Here is an 18,030-nt window from a genome sequence, read left to right as displayed (position 1 = left end):
GCGGACGCATGCAGTGGGCCTATTGGAATCCGGTCAGGATTCGTTTCGGTGCAGGCCTGTTCGACGAAGTCGCAGGTTTGATCGGCAAGCGCCGCTGGGCGCTCGTCACCTATGACCAGCCGATCTTCAAGGAGCTTTCGGAGCGTCTGGTTGCCGCCGCCGGTGCGCCGGTCGCGACGATCACGAATATCGAAACCAATCCGGACTGCGCCGATCTCGTCGAATCCTGCCGCCTGTTCGGCGCAGCGGCGCAACGGGCAGAGGTCATCGTCGCGCTCGGCGGCGGCTCCATGATCGACGCCGCCAAGGTGCTCGCGGCCAGCGGCGGCGATTTCGAAACCGTACGCCGCCATCTCGTCGACAAGGTCCCGCTCGACGCCTCGGACATCGTCCCGATCATCGCCGTGCCCACGACGGCCGGGACCGGCAGCGAAGTCACGTCCTGGGCGACGGTGTGGGACTCAGCCAATGGCAGCAAATACTCCCTGGCTCATCCGCGCCTCTATCCGGAAACGGCGGTGCTCGACCCCGCCCTGACGATCGGAGCACCGCGCGGCCTGACACTCGCGACCGGCCTCGACGCGCTCTCCCATGCGCTGGAAAGCATCTGGAACGTCAATGGCAATCCGGTTTCGGCCAATTACGCCGTCGAGGCAGCACGCGAGATCCTCGATACGCTGCCGCGCCTGCTCGACGAGCCCGGCGATATCGATCTGAGGGTTCGCCAGATGCGCGCCAGCCTGCTGGCAGGCCTCGCCTTCTCCAACACCAAGACCGCGCTGGCCCACAACATCTCCTACGACATCACGCTGAAGTCCGGCACGATCCACGGCATCGCCTGCTCCTTTTCGCTGCCGATGGTGATGCGCTGGGCGATGGGCGTGCAGCCCCAATGCGATGCGGCCCTGCGCAGGGTCTTCGGGCCTGATCTCGAGGCCGGCGCCGAGCACCTGACTGCGTTCCTGCAGAACCTCGGCGTGAAGACCGAGCCCTCCGCCTACGGGGTGTCGCAGGCCGACTGGAATCGTCTCGTCGACAAGGCGCTGGAGGGCGAGCGGGGCCGCAACTTCATCGGGAGGCAAGCTGCGAAAGCTGCCTGACAATCCAATCTTTCGGGCAATCATGCCCACGCGTTCACCGGCAAGGTCAAAGACCACCGGATCATCTGGGAGGATGACATGAACATTTCTCGTCGGAAAGTGATGACGGGGTCGGCCGCGGCTGCGGGCGCCCTGCTGGCAATGCCGCATATCGTCCGCGCTCAGACCAAGCTCATTCGCGTCGGCCTGATTCCCTCGGAAGATTCGCGCGCCATGCTCGAATCGAGCCAGCAACTGCTGGATGCGCTCCAGAAGAACCTTGGCATCAAGGTCCAGGGCTTCGTCGCCTCGGACTATAACGGCGTCATCGAGGCGATGCGCTCGGGCCATGTCGAAGTGGCCTATCTCGGCCCCTTCTCCTATGTGCTGGGCACCACGGTCGCGGCCATCGAGGCCTTCGCGACCGCCGAAACGGCCAAATCGGGCCGGACCTTCTACCACAGCCAGATCATCACCCGGAAAGACAGCGGCATCAAAGAGGTGAAGGACCTGAAGGGCCGCACCTTCGCCTTCGTCGATCCCTCCTCGACCTCGGGCCACCTCTTCCCCAAGGCCGGGCTGATGAAACTGGGCTTCGATCCCGAAAAGGATTTCGGCCGCGTTCTCTTCACCGGCTCGCACGACGCCAATGCGCTCGCCGTCGCCAACAAGCGCGTCGATGCCGCGACGATCGCAGACCGGATCTTCGACGCCGCCGTTCAGAAGAAGCTGGTCGACGCCGCCGACATCCACGTGGTCTGGCGCTCGGATCCAATTCCGGAGTCGCCGACCTGCTGGCGCAAGAATCTGCCGGATGACCTCAAGCAGCAGATCAAATCCGCCTTCCTGAACATCCGGGACATCACCTGGGCCGATCAGGGCAAGCTCAACCGCTTCGTCGAGACCAATGATCAGGCCTACGACATCATTCGCGATACCGCGAAGGTGCTGAAGCTCGATCTGGTCAAGATGAAGTAGTCGCCAGCTGCGACCGGGAGGATCCATCATGATCAAGATCGAAGGCCTGAAGAAATCCTATGCCGGGCGTCCCGTGTTGCAGGGCATCGACCTGACGGTGGAACCCGGCGAGTTCCTGGTCGTGCTCGGGCCGAGCGGCGCGGGCAAATCGACGCTTCTGCGCTGCATCAACGGCCTCGTGCAACCGGATGCCGGACGGACGCTGATCGACGGCAAGGTGTTCGACACGAAGAGCAAGGCGCGCGGCGAGCAGCCGGTCGCGATGATCTTCCAGCACCACAATCTGGTGAAGCGGCTGTCCGTGCTGAAGAACGTGCTGGTCGGCCGGATGGCGGGGCTGTCCTCCATCCTGACGATGCTGCAGCTCTTCCCCAAGCGCGATGTCGAGATCGCGATGGAGGCGCTGGCGCGGGTCGAACTGCCGCACAAGGCGAATTCGCGGGGCGATCAGCTCTCGGGCGGCGAGCAGCAGCGCGTCGGCATCGCCCGGGCGCTGGCGCAGCAGCCGGCCGTGATCCTCTGCGATGAGCCAGTGGCGAGCCTCGATCCGAAGACCTCGCGGATCGTGCTCGGCTATCTCAAGGCGATCTGCAAGGAGAAGGGCATCGCCGTGATCTGCAACCTTCACCAGGTCGATTATGCCGTCGAGTTCGGCGAGCGGATCGTCGGGCTCAGCGGTGGCAAGGTGGTCTTCGACGATACGCCCGATCACCTGACGGCCGAGATCGTCCACCAGATCTATCCCGGCCTGGAAGACCCCGGCATCGGGCGCGTGCTGAAGCCGCGCGCCGCCGCCAGGCAGCCGATCCTGGCACCTCTCGTCGCCACCGCAACGGCCTGAAACCGAAGGGAACCCCGTCATGTCGTTCGGTACAATGCAGCTTGTTCTCCGTCCTCCGCAGGGGCGTTTCGGCTGGTGGGGCGTAAGCGCCCTGACGCTGGCGATCATCGCCTTCCTGTGGTGGGCAGCGCTCGGCTCCGAGATCAACGCCACCAACCTCTGGAACGGCTTTCCCTATATGTGGGATTTCCTGGTGCGGATGATGCCGCCCAATCCGGAGTTCCTGGACCGGTTGTGGAAGCCCGCACTGGAGAGCCTGCAGGTCGCGGTCTGGGGCACCCTGCTCGGCGTCGTCATTGCCGTTCCGGTCTGTTTCTTCGCAGCCCGCAATCTCAGCCCAAGCCCGGTCGTCTATCACGCGACCCGGCAGATCCTGAATTGCATGCGCGGCATCAACGAGATCATCCTGGCGTTGATCTTCGTTGCGGCCATCGGGCTTGGACCCTTCGCCGGCGTTCTGGCGCTCGCCATCCATGGCGCCGGCATGCTCGGAAAGTTCTTTGCCGAGGCTATGGAAGACATCGACGAAGGCCCGCTGGAAGCCTTCCGCTCGGCCGGGGTCGGCCCGTTCAAGACCTTCTTCTTCGGCGTCCTGCCGCAGGTCCTGCCGACCTGGCTGGGCACGGTCTTCTACCGGCTGGAAACCAATGTCCGCCAATCCACGGTGCTGGGAATGGTGGGCGCGGGAGGCATCGGCTTCGAATTGGTCTCCTCGATGAAGCTGTTCAAGTACCAGGACACCGCGACCTGCATCCTGCTGATCCTGGCGATGGTGCTTGCCGCCGATCTGATCTCCTCGCGTGTCCGCGCCATGATCCGCTGAAGGCGCGCGCTGCAGCGGATGTCGTTGCCGCCTTCCGACACATCAAGAAGCCGTATCGCGGTCATCGCGAACGGCAATCGAGCCCGGTGCTGGAGTGGCTCATTCCGGCTTCTCGAAAGGATTCCCCCATGAACATTCATGCCGCCATTGGTTCTGACGTCGTCGCGAACGGTCGGTCTTATCGTCGTCCTTCGCGGCCTGTGGTCGTGATCTGCGTCGATGGCTCGGAACCTGGCTATATAGAGCAGGCGATCGCGGCGGGGCTTGCGCCTAATCTCGACCGGCTGATGAAGACGGGCGCCAACACCACGGCGCTCTCGGTGATCCCGAGCTTCACCAATCCCAACAATCTCTCGATCATCACCGGCCGGCCGCCGGCCGTGCATGGCATCGCCGGCAACTTCTTCTACGATCGCGAGGCCAGGGAAGAGGTGATGATGAACGATGCCCGCTTCCTGCGCGCGCCGACCATCCTCGCCGAATTCCAGAAAGCCGGCCTCAAGGTCGCGATGGTCACCGCCAAGGACAAGCTCAGGACGCTTCTGGGCAAGGGGCTCGACTTCACCAGCGGTACCGCGATCGCGTTCTCCTCGGAAAAGGCCGACCAGGCGGATATGGCGCAAAACGGCATCGAGAACGTGCTCGATTTCGTCGGCCAGCCGCTGCCCTCGGTCTATTCGGCCGATCTCTCGGAGTTCGTCTTCGCCGCCGGCGTCAAGCTTTTGCAGAGCTTCCGGCCCGATGTGATGTATCTCTCGACCACCGATTACGTGCAGCACAAGGCCGCGCCGGGCTCAGGCACCGCCAACGCCTTCTATGAGATGTTCGACGCTTACGTCGGGCAGCTCGACGCCGCCGGCTGCACGCTCGTCATCACCGCCGATCACGGCATGAACGACAAGCATCTCGCCTCTGGCGAGCCCGATGTGATCTATCTGCAGACGCTGATGGACGCATGGTATGGCGTAGGCACGATGCGGGTGATCCTGCCGATCACCGACCCTTATGTCGTGCATCACGGCGCGCTCGGTTCCTTTGCCACGATCTATCTGCCTGATGGCATCAGCCAGCAGGAGGTCGCAGACCGCATCGCGGGGCTCGACGGCATCGAGGTCGCCCTGACCTCGCCGCAGGCCTGCGAGCGCTTCGAGCTGCCCGCCGACCGGATCGGCGACGTCGTCGTCGTCTCGACCCGCCACAAGGTTCTGGGCACATCGGCCGAGAAGCACGATCTGTCGGGCCTGACCGAGCCGCTGCGCTCGCATGGCGGATTGACCGAGCAGGTCGTGCCGATGATCGCCAATGGCGCGATTGCCGTGCCCGAAGGCCGGACCTTGCGCAATTTCGACGTCTTCGACGTCGCCCTCAACCTGGTGCGCTGATCATGACCGTCAACATCAAGCCGCCGGTGCGCCGCGAAGCGATGCGGATCGCCGGCAAGCTCGTCTCGACCGACGACATGCTGGAGGTGCGCAACCCCTATGACAACACGGTCGTCGGCCTGATCCCGGCGGCGCGGCCCGAACATGTCCGCGACGCCTTCGCCAAGGCCAAGGCGTTCAAGCCGAAGCTGACCCGCTACGAGCGCCAGCAGATCCTGCAGAAGACGGCCGAGCTGCTGCGCGACCGCAAGGACGAGTTCGCCCGGCTGATTACGGCGGAAGCCGGGCTGTGCTGGAAGGATTCGCTCTATGAGGCGAGCCGCGCCTATGACGTCTGGTCCTTTGCCGCCCAGCTCACCATCAAGGACGATGGCGAGATGTTCGCTTGCGACATCTCGCCCAACGGCAAGGCGCGCAAGATCTTCACGACGCGCCAGCCGCTGCTCGGCGTGATCTCGGCGATCACGCCGTTCAACCACCCGCTCAACATGGTCAGCCACAAGCTGGCGCCGGCGATCGCGACCAATAACCGCCTCGTGCTGAAGCCCACCGAGCTGACGCCGCTGACCGCGCTGGCGCTTGCCGATGTGCTCTACGAGGCCGGCCTGCCGCCCGAGATGCTCTCGGTCGTCACCGGCAATCCCTCGACCATGGGCGATGCGATGATCACCGATCCCGATGCCGATCTGGTGACCTTCACCGGCTCGGTCCGGGTCGGCAAGCACATCGCCAATACGGCCGGCTACAAGCGCATCGTGCTCGAGCTCGGCGGCAACGACCCGCTGATCGTGATGGAGGATGCCGATCTCGACAAGGCGGCCGAGCTCGCCGTCACCGGAGCGACCAAGAACTCCGGCCAGCGCTGCACCGCGGTCAAGCGCATCCTGGTCGTCGAGAGCGTCGCCGATGCGTTCTCGAAGCTCGTGGTCGAGAAGGCCCGCAAGCTGAAGTGCGGCGACCCGATGGACCCTGAGACCGATGTCGGCACGGTCATCAACGAGCGCTCGGCACAGCTGTTCGAGGCCCGGGTCGAGGATGCGGTGAGGCATGGCGCCCGGGTGCTGCACGGCGCCCCGCGCCAGGGCGCGCTGTTCCACCCGACCGTGGTCGACCACGTGCCCTATGATTGCGAGCTGGTGCATGAGGAGACCTTTGGGCCGGTGATCCCGATCGTGCGCTGCCCCGACGACATCGCCGCGGTCATCGCCATCTCGAACTCGACCGCCTACGGCCTGTCCTCGGGCATCTGCACCAACCGGATGGACTATGCCAGCCGCTTCGTCGCCGAGCTCGAGGTCGGCACCGTCAACATCTGGGAAGTCCCGGGCTACCGCATCGAGATGTCGCCCTTCGGCGGCATCAAGGATTCCGGCCTCGGCTACAAGGAAGGCGTCGTCGAAGCCATGAAAAGCTTCACAAACGTCAAGACATGGTCCCAGCCGTGGACTGCGTGAGGGTGAGCAGAGCAAGGGCCAACGGCGGGACAAGCCAAGCCGCGGAGAGCCGGGGCGAGCAGACCATCTCGAATCCGTAATGTGCCGGAGGTATTCGACAGCCCTCCGCGCTGCCCGGACCCAGGACCTGAGTCATGACTATCGACGCCTTCTCCGCACCCGGCCGGTTTTACCGCGGCAATCTCCACACGCATTCCAAGCGCTCGGACGGCAAGATCGGTCCGGAAGACGTTTGCGCGCGCTATCGCGAGCAAGGCTACGACTTCATTTGCCTCTCCGACCACTTCACGGCGCGATACCAGTATCCGATCACCGATACGACGAGCTACCGCACCGAGAGCTTCTCCACGATCCTCGGGGCGGAGTGCCATGCGCCGATGACGGCAGCGGGAGAGCAATGGCACATTCTCGCCGTGGGCCTGCCGCTTGATTTTCCGGGAAACGGAGACGGCGAGACCGGGCCACAGATCGCTCAGCGCTGCCTCGATGCCGGTGCATTCGTCGCGATCCCGCATCCCGAATGGTACGGGCTTACTCCAGAAGACGCTGCGAGCATTCCAGGCGCACACGCGGTCGAGGTCTATAATCACACGAGCCAGGTGCGACAGTCACGCGGCGGCGGAGCGTATTACCTCGACATGCTCCTGACCGGCGGCCGGCGCATCAATGCGCTGGCGTGCGACGACACGCATTGGCTCGTAGAGGGCGATGAAAACCGCGATGCCTTCGGCGGCTGGGTGATGGTCAAAGCCGAACGGAATGAACCGGCGGCGCTCGTCGAAGCGCTTAAGGCAGGCCATTACTATTCGACACAGGGCCCGCTGATCGAGAACATCGCGGTGAATGACGGCCATATCGAGATCGCCTGCTCGGCCGCTTCGCAGATCATCGTCGTGGGCCGCGCCTCGAAGAATGAAGCGACCGCCGGCTTCGGCCTGACGCGGGCACGGTTCCCGCTCGGGAAATTTTCAGGCAGCTGGTGCCGAGTTATGGTCGTGGCTCCGGACGGCAAGACAGCGTGGTCGAATCCGATTTATGTCTGAATACCAGTCGAGATGGAATCGACGCCGGGCGCGATGATCCGCAAGGCGCTTCTATGATCAGCATCAGACAGCTTCGCTTCAGCAGCGACGCGCGCCCGCCCCTGCGTTGGGAAACGCCCGATCAGATGGGTGAAACTATCTGATACTTCAACCGCTTAAAGAGCAGGGTAGTGGCGGAGACGGAGGGATTCGAACCCTCGATACCCTTGTGGGGTATGCTCATTTAGCAAACGAGTGCCTTCAGCCTCTCGGCCACGTCTCCGTTGCACGCTCTATGCCCGATTGCCACGCGCTTTGACAAGCCATCCCTGAGACAATCGCTATCGTTTCTGTGAGCAGCGTGTCCAGGCTGCGCGGTTTCGGCTCCATCAGCACGGATGCAGGCCTCTGATCCGCGCAAAACGGATCAGAACTGGCGCAAGCAGTCCCGGAGGGTCTCGATCTCCGAGCCAGGGGGATGCCTTGGCACGGGCAGCAAGGCCTGACCGGTCAGCGACACAGCCCGGACATCACGCGGGCTCACGCCGAACTCCTGCCTGAAGGCGCGGGTGAAGCTCGACGCGTCCGGGAAACACAGGGATTCGGCGATCGCCGTAATCGACCTCGTGTTCGACAGATCCGACAGATCGGCATAGGCCTGCAGCAGGCGCCGACGCTGGATGTAGTGCATGACGCCACCGTCATTCTGCAGAAGGCGATAGACCTGACTGCGCGACATGCCGAGTTCGCGACACAGCGTATCCGTCCCCATCGAAGGATGGCGCAGATGCCGTCCGATGATCTGCCGCGCCCTCTCGCGCCTGCTGATGTCGATCTGGTTTGCCGCCGCCACCGCATGGTCAGTGGACGGCGCCACGCAAGCCAACATCATGGCGCGAACGGCGTTCGTCAGCCGCGGCAGATCGGCTGGGGTCAGTCCGGCCAGGCTCTGCTCGAGCAGAACGAGGTAATCGCCGAGCAGTTTCCCCAGCGGCGTGTTCAGGGCCTGTCCCTGCACCGCATCGAGCATCGGTGCGAGTTCGCCGAACGTATCGCGGGGCAGATAGAGCTGGAGCCGCTCATCCTGGCTTCTCTGGCTCACAAGTCCACGGCCCAGCGAGACGACGAAGGGCGTGCGGGCGGGCACGTTCAGCGTCTCGCCATTTCCTCCCAGGCCGGTGGTCGTGCGCTGCCCGAGAGTGACCGCCCAATGATCTATCGGATTGCGCCGGATAAGGGCTTTCGTCCGCGTCGCCTGAAGGGAGGGCGCGGCAACGCGACTCAGCGCGAAGCCGTCCAGCGTCCAGGTTGTGCTTTGGGCCGTAAATCCGTCATCGACCGCACCCGGGACAACGTCGAAGACGGAATCGAACCAACCGCGCCAGGCTTCAATCTGTTCTCGCGGGGGGAGCCCGTGAGTGGAAAACTGAATTGGGGACATGGCAAGCCCGACAGCACGGATGAAGCGAGGTTAGGCTCTTGGAATATTCAGGACCAACAATACTTGATATGCATCAAAGGTGCCATTCGTCTCATCGAGTTTTTTCGAACGCGGAAGCATCGACCGTAATCGCCAGCTGAATCCGAGCGTTGCTGGTTGATCCCGGCGACATTGCTGTCGCCTGGCGGCCTTGATGTCTTCCGGCAGCCAGTTCCAGAACCTCGATTCGAGCAGAATTACCACGTCATGCTTAAGGGAAATTGCCGCAAAGAAAGCTGGCAGAATTCCTGCCTCGCCTCAGGTTTTACCGGCTGCCGTCATCGCTTCCGCTCGCCTCCTCGCAATCGTCGGCGCGCATGGTCACGCCTGCTTCCCGCTCCCTGCGGCGCCTTCTATCGCGACACTTTCGGCAAATTCCTGCGTGAGAGCACCATAGGCTTCCATGGGCGGGAACGTCTCGAAGCTGTGCGCGGCGGGGGTCCTAGCCCAGGGCAGCCGCTCGCTCGTGTAGGTTTCGACAAAGGGTGAAAACCAGCTCGGATCATCCAGCATTGTCGGTCGAAGATTCACGAACCAATCGACGCCCTCGGGCCGGGTGAACATCCAACTCATGCAATGCGGGCAGAAATAGTGCTTCGCGCCGCCATGCAGCCCGCCGATGACAGGCTCGCCTTTGGTGACGAGAAAACCGTCCGACGGGATCGCCGCGCTCAAGGAATAGGCGCTGGAACTCATGCGCTGGCAGCCGGTGCAGTGACACGCCATGGTGAGAATGGGCGGCTTGGTGATTTGCAGGCGAATCCGCCCGCACCGGCAGCCGCCTTCCATCGGTAGGTTAATCGAATTCATGCCGAGCCCCTTTTTGTGTTCGACCGCCGGTCACAGAAGTTCAACCCGACGCGGCTGAGTTGGCAAGAAGCCGTTACAACGTCCGCACCATCAAGTCTTCCTGGAGGAGCGACCCAACAAAAAAAGGGGGCGCTCGATGCGCCCCCTAATCCCGTAAGCGGAGAAGCGGAAGGATGTCCGCTCAGTATCGGTCGTAACGGCGATAGCCATAGCCCGGAGGCGGGCCACCATAGCCACGACGCGGCCCGTAGCCATAGCCCGGTCCACGTCCGTAGCCAGGTCCGCGTCCATAGCCAGGGCCACGTCCATAGCCGCCACGCCCGTATTGCTGCTGGCGCTGCGCTTGTTCGATCATCATAAGGCGACGCTGTTTGGCCGCAGTCATGGTGAACTCTACAGCCTGCTTGTCGAGCTGATGAGCAACGGCGGCTGGTAATGCCTCGGCTGCGCTGGCTGCCGTTGGGGCAGTAATAGCAGCACTCGCGAGAGCAATAGCACCGACGAAGCCGGCAAAAATGGACTTCCTATTCATATTAAATCCTTTCGCCCCACATCCAGGGGGCAAACGTCAACGCAAAGGGTGTCGATTCGTTCCATTTATCCCGGCGGTCCCGTGGATGTCGACCGTATTTCAATTCGCGGAAGGAGCGGAACGACTATCCGGCCGAAGTCTTCCGGGGGCTTGAAGGCCCCGGCGGTGACGACCGCGCACGGCGCTCGCATCGGCAATCACTGACAGTTGCGCCTGACGGAGCCTTCAGGCCTGATTAGAAAGCGCTTGTTGGCATCGGCCGAACGAAAGGGCGATTGTCGTGTCGCTGCGATTGGATTGCTACCCTTGCCCGCCGAGTCTCGGACTGAAACCAGACGTCAGCGGCGTCACGTCAAGGCAGGCGCCTGTCTTGGGATGCTTGCGCGGAGGCGCCAGCGAAAGAACCGTAGATAGCACCCGCCCGCGTCGCTCGGGGCGCCTGCAAGCTCTTGATTGAGCGCGTTTTCTTCGCTGATCAGCCCGGAAAGGAAAATGGTGCCCAGAGCTGGAATCGAACCAGCGACACTGCGATTTTCAGTCGCATGCTCTACCAACTGAGCTATCTGGGCGCCGGGGAAGCGCGGGCGCTTTCCTGTTGGTCGGCGGGGTATAGTCGGTGATGCGCGGGCTGTCCAGTCGCTTCAGCCGGCTTTATCGCTGTCTCCCACAGAGAAGGCATATCTCCGCATAAAGCGGCCCGCGCGGCGTGGTTTCCTGGCGGCGGCCTGGTCCGAGGCGCCTGTTCGCCGTCCTACTCCTCCTCCTGCTCGCGCTTGGACGGACCTGTCTCGGCCTCATCGACCGGTTCGCCGGGAATCACATAGTTTCCCTTCAGCCAGCGGCCGAGGTCGATATCGGCGCAGCGGGCCGAGCAGAACGGCTTGTAGCGGGCCACCGCCGGCTTGCCGCAAATCGCACAGGGCTTCATGGGCGGCGGCGTGTTTTCGTTGTCAGCCATATTTGAGCGTGATTCCTCCGTCGACGATGAGTTCGATGCCCGTCACATAGCGCGCCTCGTCACTGGCAAGGAAGAGCGCGGCATTAGCTACGTCCCAGGCCTCGCCCATATGGCCCATCGGCACCTGCGCGTCGCGTGCCGCCCACATCGCGTCGATGTCGCCATCGCCATAGACCTGTGCGAGGCCGGCGGAGAGCTCCACCATCGGCGTCTTCATCAAACCCGGCAGGATCGCGTTCACGCGCACCTTCTGGGGCGCATATTGCGCGGCGGTCGTCTTTGTCAGCTGGTTCAGCGCCGCCTTGGTGGCAGAATAGCTGGCATAGGGCACGCCGGTATGGCGAATCGAGGCGATCGACGAGATGTTGATGATCGAACCGCCCTCGCCGCTCTCCTCGAACTGGCGCTGCATTACCGGGATGACATGTTTCATCGCCAGGAAGGCGCCGGTGAGGTTCACCTTGAAGACATGGTCCCAGACCTCCTCGGGCAGATCGACGACGCTGCCGACCTCGGCGATGCCGACATTGTTGTCGAGGATGTCGATTCGGCCATAGCGACCAAGCGTGCGGCCAACGAGATCGGCCATCGCATCGGCCCTAGTGACGTCGCACTGTATCGCGAAGGCCTGCCCGCCCTCGTTCTGGATGATGGCGGCGGTTTCCTCGGCCGCATCGCGATTGATATCGGCGCAGATCACCTTGGCGCCCTCGCGGGCGAAGATGGTCGCCGTCGCCTTGCCGTTGCCCCAGCCCGGGCCGATCGAGCCCGCGCCAGCCACGATGGCGACCTTGCCCCTGAGACGTCCCGTCATGCCTGTTCCTCCTGGAGGCGCGCCTTGTGAGGCTGACGCGCTTGCTGCCGGCAGGATCGGGCCTGATCAGGCTCACTGCAAGCTTCCTACGCCGAAGTTGCCCGCCAGCGCAGCAGCCAGGTGTGCCGCCACGCTTAGCGACTGGAGGGCGTGTCGAGTTCGGAGGCGCAACCAGACAGCAATCCGCTCGTCTCAGGCGGCGTTCATCCAGCCGAACCGCACCGGAAAGCCCTCGCCGCCGAGCAGGTTCACCGTCTCGTAAAGCGGCAGGCCGACGACGGCGGTGTAGGAGCCGACGAGTTTGACGACGAAGGAGCCGGCGATGCCCTGGATGGCGTAGCCGCCTGCCTTGCCCCGCCACTCTCCGGAAGCGAGGTAGTGCTCGATGTCTTCGTTCGAGAGCCGCTTGAAGCGCAGCCTGGTCTCGACGATGCGGTCGCGAATCGCGCCTGACGGCGTCACCACAGCCACGGAGGTGTAGACCCGGTGCGCACGCCCCGAGAGCAGGCGCAGGCAGGCTGCGGCCTCGTCGACGATCTCGGCCTTGGGCAGGATGCGGCGGCCGACGGCTACGACGGTGTCGGCGGCAACGATATAGCAGCCTTCGAGGTCGGGCCGGCTTTTGGCGCCGTCCCGCGCGGCCTGCGCCTTTTCACGAGCGAGCCGACGCGACAGATCGCGGGGGCGCTCGCTCTTGAGCGGTGTTTCGTCGAGATCCGAAGGCAGCATGGCGTCAGGCTTCAGCCCGGCCTGCTCCAGCAGCGCCAGGCGGCGCGGCGAGGCCGAGGCCAGCACCAGCATCGGCCGCCAGCCGGGATGTTTGGGAGAGGCAAAGAAGCTCAAGGGCAGCTCGATTATGTTTCTGGCGCGCATGGACAGGCCGCGCTGTGCTTAAGGCTCTAGAGCATTTTCCGCGGCGGATAAATCCATCTCGTCGCCCCGCGCCCGGCGCATTTCAGGCCGGAGAAAACGGCTGCGCCATTCACGCTGCGCATAAATTGGGCGGGAAACTGGTATACCATAGATTGCGCTAACCGCGCGGAAGCGCCACATTCGTTGCCCGCCGGCTTGCTGCCGCCCTCCGGTGGCTATGTTCTTGTCCTGGAGACATCCCAAGATGGCGATCTCGAACAAGCGTCTACGCTCTGTCACCGGAGCGGGCGTAGAAGCCCAGGCGCTCGCGAGCAGGATGATGACCCTGCAGGCCGATGCAGGCCTGACCATCGCCATGCGAATGCCGATGCTGATGAAGGGCGCCCTTGGGGACAGCCGGGGTCAGCGCGAAGCGGCGCAGGCCGTCAACGAGAAGGTCTCGGCTGTGATGGAGAGCGGCATTGCCGCGAGCCAGGCCGCGGCGATGTTCTGGTGGGGTGTTGCCCTCAACCCGTTCGGTCAGGTCGACTTCACCGAGGCGGCCGCAAAGGTCGCCAACAGCACGCTGGAGCCTTTCTCCAAGCGCACCCGCGCCAATGCGGCCAGGCTCGGCGGGCGCAGCCGCAAGGGCTGAGATCCAGCACCAGCAGCCTCCCCTTACTGTCGCAGCGCGCGTACAGCCGAGGCTGCACGCTTGCGCGGTGTCAGGCGATGTCGGAGCGCGCCTCGGCTGGAGCGGCCGTGGCCGCCGCAGCCGCGTTATACTCGCGTTCGAGCTTGCGGTAGCGCGCGGCACTGACCGGTATCAGCGCCAGATAGGTGACGACCACGAGCGACAGCATCTCGAACGGATAGGCGAAGAGCAGGCCTGCCACGACCACGACTGCGACGAAGATCGGCAGCACCTTGTCGCGCGGAACGCGCGCACCAAGCGTCTTGCCGGCATAGCAGGGAATCCGTGAGATCGTCAGGAAGGCGATGAACAGGATGTAGAGCCCCACGAAGGGAGCGCCATATTCCTGCACCGGAAGCCCGATCGCATGCAGATAGAGCGGCAGCATTGCGGTGATCGCGCCCGCAGGAGCGGGCATGCCGACGAAGAAGTTCTTCTGCCAGTCCGGCCGGTCGGGATCGTCGATCATCACATTGAAGCGCGCGAGCCTGAGCGCCATCGCGCAGGCCAGCGTGAGCACGATGATCCAGCCGAATGAGCGCAGATCGTGCAGCACGAAGATCCAGAGCACATAGCCGGTCGCGACGCCGAAATTGACGAAATCGGAGAGCGAATCGAGTTCCGCACCGAAGCGCGACGTGCCCTTCAGCATGCGGGCCAGCCGACCGTCGACGCCATCGAGCGCCGCCGCGATCAGGATGCAGATGGTCGCGGTCTCGAGCTTGCCCTCGACGACGAGGCGCATGGCGGTCAGCCCCAGGCAAAGCGCCAGCAGCGTCACCACATTGGGTGCGATCAACCGAAACGGGATCGGCTTGAAACGGGCGCGCTTCGATTCGACGCGCTCGGGTTCGAAAGGGGGAAAGAGGTCGCTCATGCGAGCCGGAATACGCGGTTTTAACGGCGGAGGCTAGGCAAGAGAAAGTTGACAACAATCGCCGCGCGCCTAGCCGGGCCCCGCTCTCCCAACAGGAAAGCGGAGCACACGCATGTCTCGTCAGCGGTCAGATTGCGCGGAACGCCCGCTTCACCGGTTCGTTGGCGGAAAAGTCCGCCAGAACGGTCTCGCCGGCGATCGCGGTCTGGCCCTCGCCGACGAGCGGGATCACGCTTGTGGGCAGGTAGACGTCGACACGCGAGCCGAAGCGGATGAGGCCGAAACGCTCGCCGGTTCCGATCGTCTCGCCTTCCTTGACGAAGGGCACGATGCGACGCGCGATCAGGCCGGCGATCTGAACCACGCCGACGATGCCGGCCGGCGTTTCGATGGCGAGCGCGTTGCGCTCGTTGTCATCGCTGGCCTTGTCGAGTTCGGCATTGAGGAAGAGGCCGGGCGTATAGGCCATCTTGACGATGCGGCCGGGAACGGGGGCGCGGTTCACATGGCAGTCGAAGACATTCATGAAGATCGAGACGCGCGTCATCGGTTCGGGCGGCAGGTTCAGCTCCGGCGGCGGCAGGGCCAAAGCGATCTGGCTGACGCGGCCATCGGCCGGCGAGATCACCAGCCCCTCGCGCTGTGGCGTGATCCTGATGGGATCGCGGAAGAAATAGCAGATCCAGACCGTGATGATCGCGCCGATCCAGCCGAAGGGCGACCAGAGATTGGCGAGCACGATCGTCGCCACCAGGCCAATGGCGATGAAGACATAGCCCTCCTTGTGGATGGGCACGATCACCTTGCGGACGGAATCGACGAGCGACATGGGTGTGGTTCCGTAGTGTTGCAGGCGCGGGCTGGCGCATGTGGCGACAATCTGCGGCAGAGTTGCGACCGCAAGCTTTGGCTGCGTGGTTTAGGGGGTTCGGCGCGCGGGGGGAAGGGCCTGCGGCAGCTTGTCCCTTATCCGCCGGCCATTGGGCAGGCACAGGCTTGCAGAGGGAACGCCCGAGGCGTAACGGCCTTCACCGGAACGGATGACGCCGTTTTGCAAGGCCAAGGAGATGCCGATGAGCTGGTCCGCCGCGCAATACACCAAGTTCGAGGCCGAACGAAACCGCCCGATCCACGACCTGCTCGCGCATATTCCAACGATCGACGTCGAATCGGCGGCCGATATCGGCTGCGGCCCCGGCAACTCGACGGAACTGCTTCAGGCCCGGTTCGCCGGCGCCAAGGTGATCGGCATGGACTCGTCGAGCGATATGATCGAGGCCGCGCGCAAGCGCTTGCCGGGCATCAGTTTTGAAATCGACGACGTCGCGACCTGGCGCAATCCGGGTTCGTTCGACGTGATCCTGTCCAATGCCGTGCTGCAATGGGTGCCCGACCATGCGGCTTTGCTGCCGGCGCTGGTAAGCAAGCTGCGCACCGGCGGAAGCCTGGCCGTTCAAATGCCCGACAATCTCGACGAGCCGGCCCATGTGCTGATGCGGGAGGTCGCTGCCGAAGGTCCCTGGGCCAGCGCGCTGGCCGGTGCCTCGGGGACACGCGTCCCGCGCCAGCAACCGGACTGGTATTACCGGGTGCTGCGCGAGGTTGCGGCCGAGACCGATATCTGGCGGACCACCTATCATCACCCGCTTGCCGGCGGCGCGCAGGCAATCGTCGAGTGGTTCAAGGGCAGCGGACTTCGCCCCTTTCTCAACCCGCTCGACGACACGCAACGCGCGGGCTTTCTCGCGCGCTATACGGAACTGATCGCGAAGGCCTACCCTGCCCTGCTCGATGGCAGCGTGCTGCTGCCGTTTCCGCGGCTGTTTTTCGTAGCCACGCGCTAAGCTAAGATCGGCGGCTCGCGGCCAAGGCAGGCGGGAGACCGCGGATGACAGGGCACGGCCATTCCGGCGAAGACGAGGATACCTCCTCCGGTCTCGTTTGCGAGGATGTGGTGCTGCGGCTCAGCCACATCTACCCGCCCGAGACTTCGCCCTGGGGTGTGCGGGCCTTTCGCTTCGACATCATGACCGGCGGAGAGGTCGCAGGCACGATCAGCCTGCGGCCGGAGGACACGCATCTTCTGACCCATCTTTCCGGCCAGATCGGATTTTCGGTCGAGCCGGCCTTTCGCGGACGCGGACTTGCGGCCAAGGCCGTGCGGGCGCTTCTCCCGGTCGTGCGTGCCCACGGCCTGAAGCAGATCTGGATCACCACCACTCCCGAAAACACCGCCTCGCAACGCACGCTGGAGAAGCTCGGCTGCATATTGGTGGAAAGCATCGCGGTGCCGGAAGATTACCAGAGTCATGCGCAAGGCGAGCGGGAAAAACTGCGCTATCGACTGGATTTGCCGCTCTGAGCCACATCGAAGGCGGAACACCAGCCCTGCACGCCACGTTCTCCACGCATCCCCTGCGCAAGGAGTACCCCCATGGCGAAATCCTCGGCGAAGCCCAAATCCGACAGGCCCGACAAATCCGTCAAAGCCGCCGGCAAGCAACAGCGGCGCATTCAAAAGCAGGTTGCGCGCGCCGATGCCCGCCCGAGACCCGCTGAAGCCGGAGCAATGCAGGCAGGAGCCAGGCTTTACCCGGAGCCTCCGTTCAAGAAGCAGCACCAGCCCAAGCCCGGCTCGGAGGCGGCGCTCGATCCCGCACCGATGTATGACGCGCCCTACTACAAGGGCTCAGGCAAGCTCGACGGAAAGGTCGCGATCATCACGGGCGGCGATTCAGGCATCGGCCGCGCGGTCGCCGTGCTGTTTGCGCGCGAGGGCGCCGACGTCGCCATCCTGCATCTGGGAGAGACCGAAGACGCCGCGGTCACCCTGGAGGCGGTCAAGGCCGAAGGTCGACGAGGACTGTCGCTGGCCGGGGACGTGCGCGACGCGGCCTTCTGCCGAAAGGCGGTAGCCGAGGTGGTGAAGGCGTTCGGGAAACTCGACGTGCTCGTCAACAACGCCGCTTTCCAGGTTCATGCGCCGCGCTTCGAAGATCTCACCGAGGAGCATTTCGACACGACGCTGAAGACCAATCTCTACGGCTATTTCCACATGGCCCAGGCAGCGCTCGAACATATGACGACCGGCAGCGCGATCGTGAATTCAGGTTCGGTCACGGGGCTGGAGGGCAGCAAGGCATTGATCGACTACGCGACGACCAAGGGCGGCATTCATGCCTTCACCCGCTCGCTCGCCTCGCATCTGGTGCCGCGCGGCATCCGCGTCAACGCCGTCGCGCCGGGACCGGTCTGGAGTCCGCTCAACCCTTCCGACAAGACGGCGGATGACGTCGCAAATTTCGGCGCCGACGTGCCGATGAAACGCCCGGCCCAGCCGGAGGAGATTGCGCCGGCCTATGTCTTCCTGGCCTCGCCGCAATGCTCCAGCTACATCTCCGGCGAAATCCTGCCGATCATCGGCGGCTATTGAT

At 63.9% G+C, this 18,030-nt stretch carries 19 protein-coding genes and 2 tRNA genes; 11 read left to right on the top strand and 10 right to left on the bottom strand.

Going from position 1 to position 18,030, the window contains the following annotated elements:
• The first annotated feature begins 8 nt into the window (after positions 1 to 8).
• The 7 genes from psrA to C4S73_RS19285 all read left to right on the top strand — a co-directional run bounded on the left by psrA (position 9) and on the right by C4S73_RS19285 (position 7,600).
• On the top strand, positions 9 to 1,100 hold the full coding sequence (gene psrA, locus C4S73_RS19315) for an iron-containing alcohol dehydrogenase PsrA (protein ID WP_103874160.1): 1,092 nt from the start codon (positions 9 to 11) through the stop codon (positions 1,098 to 1,100).
• Between the two features lie 78 nt (positions 1,101 to 1,178).
• Positions 1,179 to 2,057 carry a phosphonate ABC transporter substrate-binding protein gene (gene phnD, locus C4S73_RS19310; protein ID WP_103874159.1) on the top strand — a complete coding sequence of 293 codons (879 nt, stop codon included), beginning with the start codon at positions 1,179 to 1,181 and terminating at the stop codon, positions 2,055 to 2,057.
• Between the two features lie 28 nt (positions 2,058 to 2,085).
• Positions 2,086 to 2,898, top strand: coding sequence for a phosphonate ABC transporter ATP-binding protein (gene phnC, locus C4S73_RS19305; protein ID WP_103874158.1), 813 nt, complete (start codon positions 2,086 to 2,088; stop codon positions 2,896 to 2,898).
• Between the two features lie 19 nt (positions 2,899 to 2,917).
• Complete coding sequence (gene phnE / locus C4S73_RS19300; RefSeq protein WP_103874157.1) at positions 2,918 to 3,721, top strand: phosphonate ABC transporter, permease protein PhnE; 804 nt, start codon at positions 2,918 to 2,920, stop codon at positions 3,719 to 3,721.
• Between the two features lie 128 nt (positions 3,722 to 3,849).
• On the top strand, positions 3,850 to 5,103 hold the full coding sequence (gene phnA, locus C4S73_RS19295) for a phosphonoacetate hydrolase (RefSeq protein WP_103874156.1): 1,254 nt from the start codon (positions 3,850 to 3,852) through the stop codon (positions 5,101 to 5,103).
• A gap of 2 nt (positions 5,104 to 5,105) precedes the next feature.
• Entirely contained in the window at positions 5,106 to 6,557 is a 1,452-nt protein-coding gene (phnY, locus tag C4S73_RS19290; protein ID WP_103874155.1) for a phosphonoacetaldehyde dehydrogenase, read from the top strand.
• A gap of 134 nt (positions 6,558 to 6,691) precedes the next feature.
• Positions 6,692 to 7,600, top strand: a complete 909-nt coding sequence (locus C4S73_RS19285) for a CehA/McbA family metallohydrolase (RefSeq protein ID WP_103874154.1) — start codon at positions 6,692 to 6,694, stop codon at positions 7,598 to 7,600.
• A 171-nt stretch (positions 7,601 to 7,771) separates the two neighbouring features.
• On the opposite strand, the gene C4S73_RS19280 is transcribed toward C4S73_RS19285, so the two are convergent.
• The 8 genes from C4S73_RS19280 to C4S73_RS19250 all read right to left on the bottom strand — a co-directional run bounded on the left by C4S73_RS19280 (position 7,772) and on the right by C4S73_RS19250 (position 12,974).
• A tRNA-Ser gene (locus C4S73_RS19280) sits at positions 7,772 to 7,862 on the bottom strand.
• A gap of 144 nt (positions 7,863 to 8,006) precedes the next feature.
• Positions 8,007 to 8,609 carry a helix-turn-helix domain-containing protein gene (locus C4S73_RS28315; protein ID WP_160115841.1) on the bottom strand — a complete coding sequence of 201 codons (603 nt, stop codon included), beginning with the start codon at positions 8,607 to 8,609 and terminating at the stop codon, positions 8,007 to 8,009.
• A gap of 771 nt (positions 8,610 to 9,380) precedes the next feature.
• Positions 9,381 to 9,869, bottom strand: a complete 489-nt coding sequence (locus C4S73_RS19270; RefSeq protein WP_103874152.1) for a GFA family protein — start codon at positions 9,867 to 9,869, stop codon at positions 9,381 to 9,383.
• 181 nt (positions 9,870 to 10,050) lie between these two features.
• The gene (locus C4S73_RS27985; RefSeq protein ID WP_146071432.1) at positions 10,051 to 10,254 is read right to left on the bottom strand and encodes a hypothetical protein; all 204 of its coding nucleotides are present in this window, start codon (positions 10,252 to 10,254) and stop codon (positions 10,051 to 10,053) included.
• 640 nt (positions 10,255 to 10,894) lie between these two features.
• Positions 10,895 to 10,970: transfer RNA gene (locus C4S73_RS19265), tRNA-Phe, on the bottom strand.
• A 182-nt stretch (positions 10,971 to 11,152) separates the two neighbouring features.
• On the bottom strand, positions 11,153 to 11,359 hold the full coding sequence (gene yacG, locus C4S73_RS19260) for a DNA gyrase inhibitor YacG (protein WP_146071431.1): 207 nt from the start codon (positions 11,357 to 11,359) through the stop codon (positions 11,153 to 11,155).
• Complete coding sequence (locus C4S73_RS19255) at positions 11,352 to 12,173, bottom strand: SDR family NAD(P)-dependent oxidoreductase (RefSeq protein WP_103874151.1); 822 nt, start codon at positions 12,171 to 12,173, stop codon at positions 11,352 to 11,354. Before C4S73_RS19255 ends, yacG begins: the two co-directional genes overlap by 8 nt.
• A gap of 192 nt (positions 12,174 to 12,365) precedes the next feature.
• Positions 12,366 to 12,974, bottom strand: coding sequence for a Maf-like protein (locus tag C4S73_RS19250; protein WP_244595686.1), 609 nt, complete (start codon positions 12,972 to 12,974; stop codon positions 12,366 to 12,368).
• 316 nt (positions 12,975 to 13,290) lie between these two features.
• On the opposite strand from C4S73_RS19250, the gene C4S73_RS19245 reads away from it, so the two are divergent.
• The gene (locus tag C4S73_RS19245; RefSeq protein ID WP_103874149.1) at positions 13,291 to 13,680 is read left to right on the top strand and encodes a hypothetical protein; all 390 of its coding nucleotides are present in this window, start codon (positions 13,291 to 13,293) and stop codon (positions 13,678 to 13,680) included.
• 70 nt (positions 13,681 to 13,750) lie between these two features.
• On the opposite strand, the gene C4S73_RS19240 is transcribed toward C4S73_RS19245, so the two are convergent.
• Positions 13,751 to 14,596, bottom strand: a complete 846-nt coding sequence (locus C4S73_RS19240) for a CDP-alcohol phosphatidyltransferase family protein (protein ID WP_103874148.1) — start codon at positions 14,594 to 14,596, stop codon at positions 13,751 to 13,753.
• 127 nt (positions 14,597 to 14,723) lie between these two features.
• Complete coding sequence (locus C4S73_RS19235) at positions 14,724 to 15,425, bottom strand: phosphatidylserine decarboxylase (RefSeq protein ID WP_103874147.1); 702 nt, start codon at positions 15,423 to 15,425, stop codon at positions 14,724 to 14,726.
• Positions 15,426 to 15,669: 244 nt separating this feature from the next.
• Here C4S73_RS19235 and tam point away from each other — a divergent pair, with 244 nt between their 5' ends.
• The 3 genes from tam to C4S73_RS19220 all read left to right on the top strand — a co-directional run bounded on the left by tam (position 15,670) and on the right by C4S73_RS19220 (position 18,029).
• The gene (gene tam / locus C4S73_RS19230) at positions 15,670 to 16,440 is read left to right on the top strand and encodes a trans-aconitate 2-methyltransferase (RefSeq protein WP_103874257.1); all 771 of its coding nucleotides are present in this window, start codon (positions 15,670 to 15,672) and stop codon (positions 16,438 to 16,440) included.
• Between the two features lie 44 nt (positions 16,441 to 16,484).
• On the top strand, positions 16,485 to 16,958 hold the full coding sequence (locus C4S73_RS19225; protein WP_103874146.1) for a GNAT family N-acetyltransferase: 474 nt from the start codon (positions 16,485 to 16,487) through the stop codon (positions 16,956 to 16,958).
• 72 nt (positions 16,959 to 17,030) lie between these two features.
• Positions 17,031 to 18,029: an SDR family oxidoreductase gene (locus tag C4S73_RS19220; RefSeq protein WP_103874145.1), complete on the top strand. Its 999-nt coding sequence runs from the start codon at positions 17,031 to 17,033 to the stop codon at positions 18,027 to 18,029.
• Position 18,030 lies beyond the last annotated feature (1 nt).

It is taken from the genome of Allobosea lathyri (assembly GCF_900108245.1).
GTDB lineage: Bacteria > Pseudomonadota > Alphaproteobacteria > Rhizobiales > Beijerinckiaceae > Allobosea > Allobosea lathyri.
The sequence above is the reverse complement of the archived record's forward strand: the minus strand, read 5'-3'. Positions and strand labels throughout refer to the sequence as shown.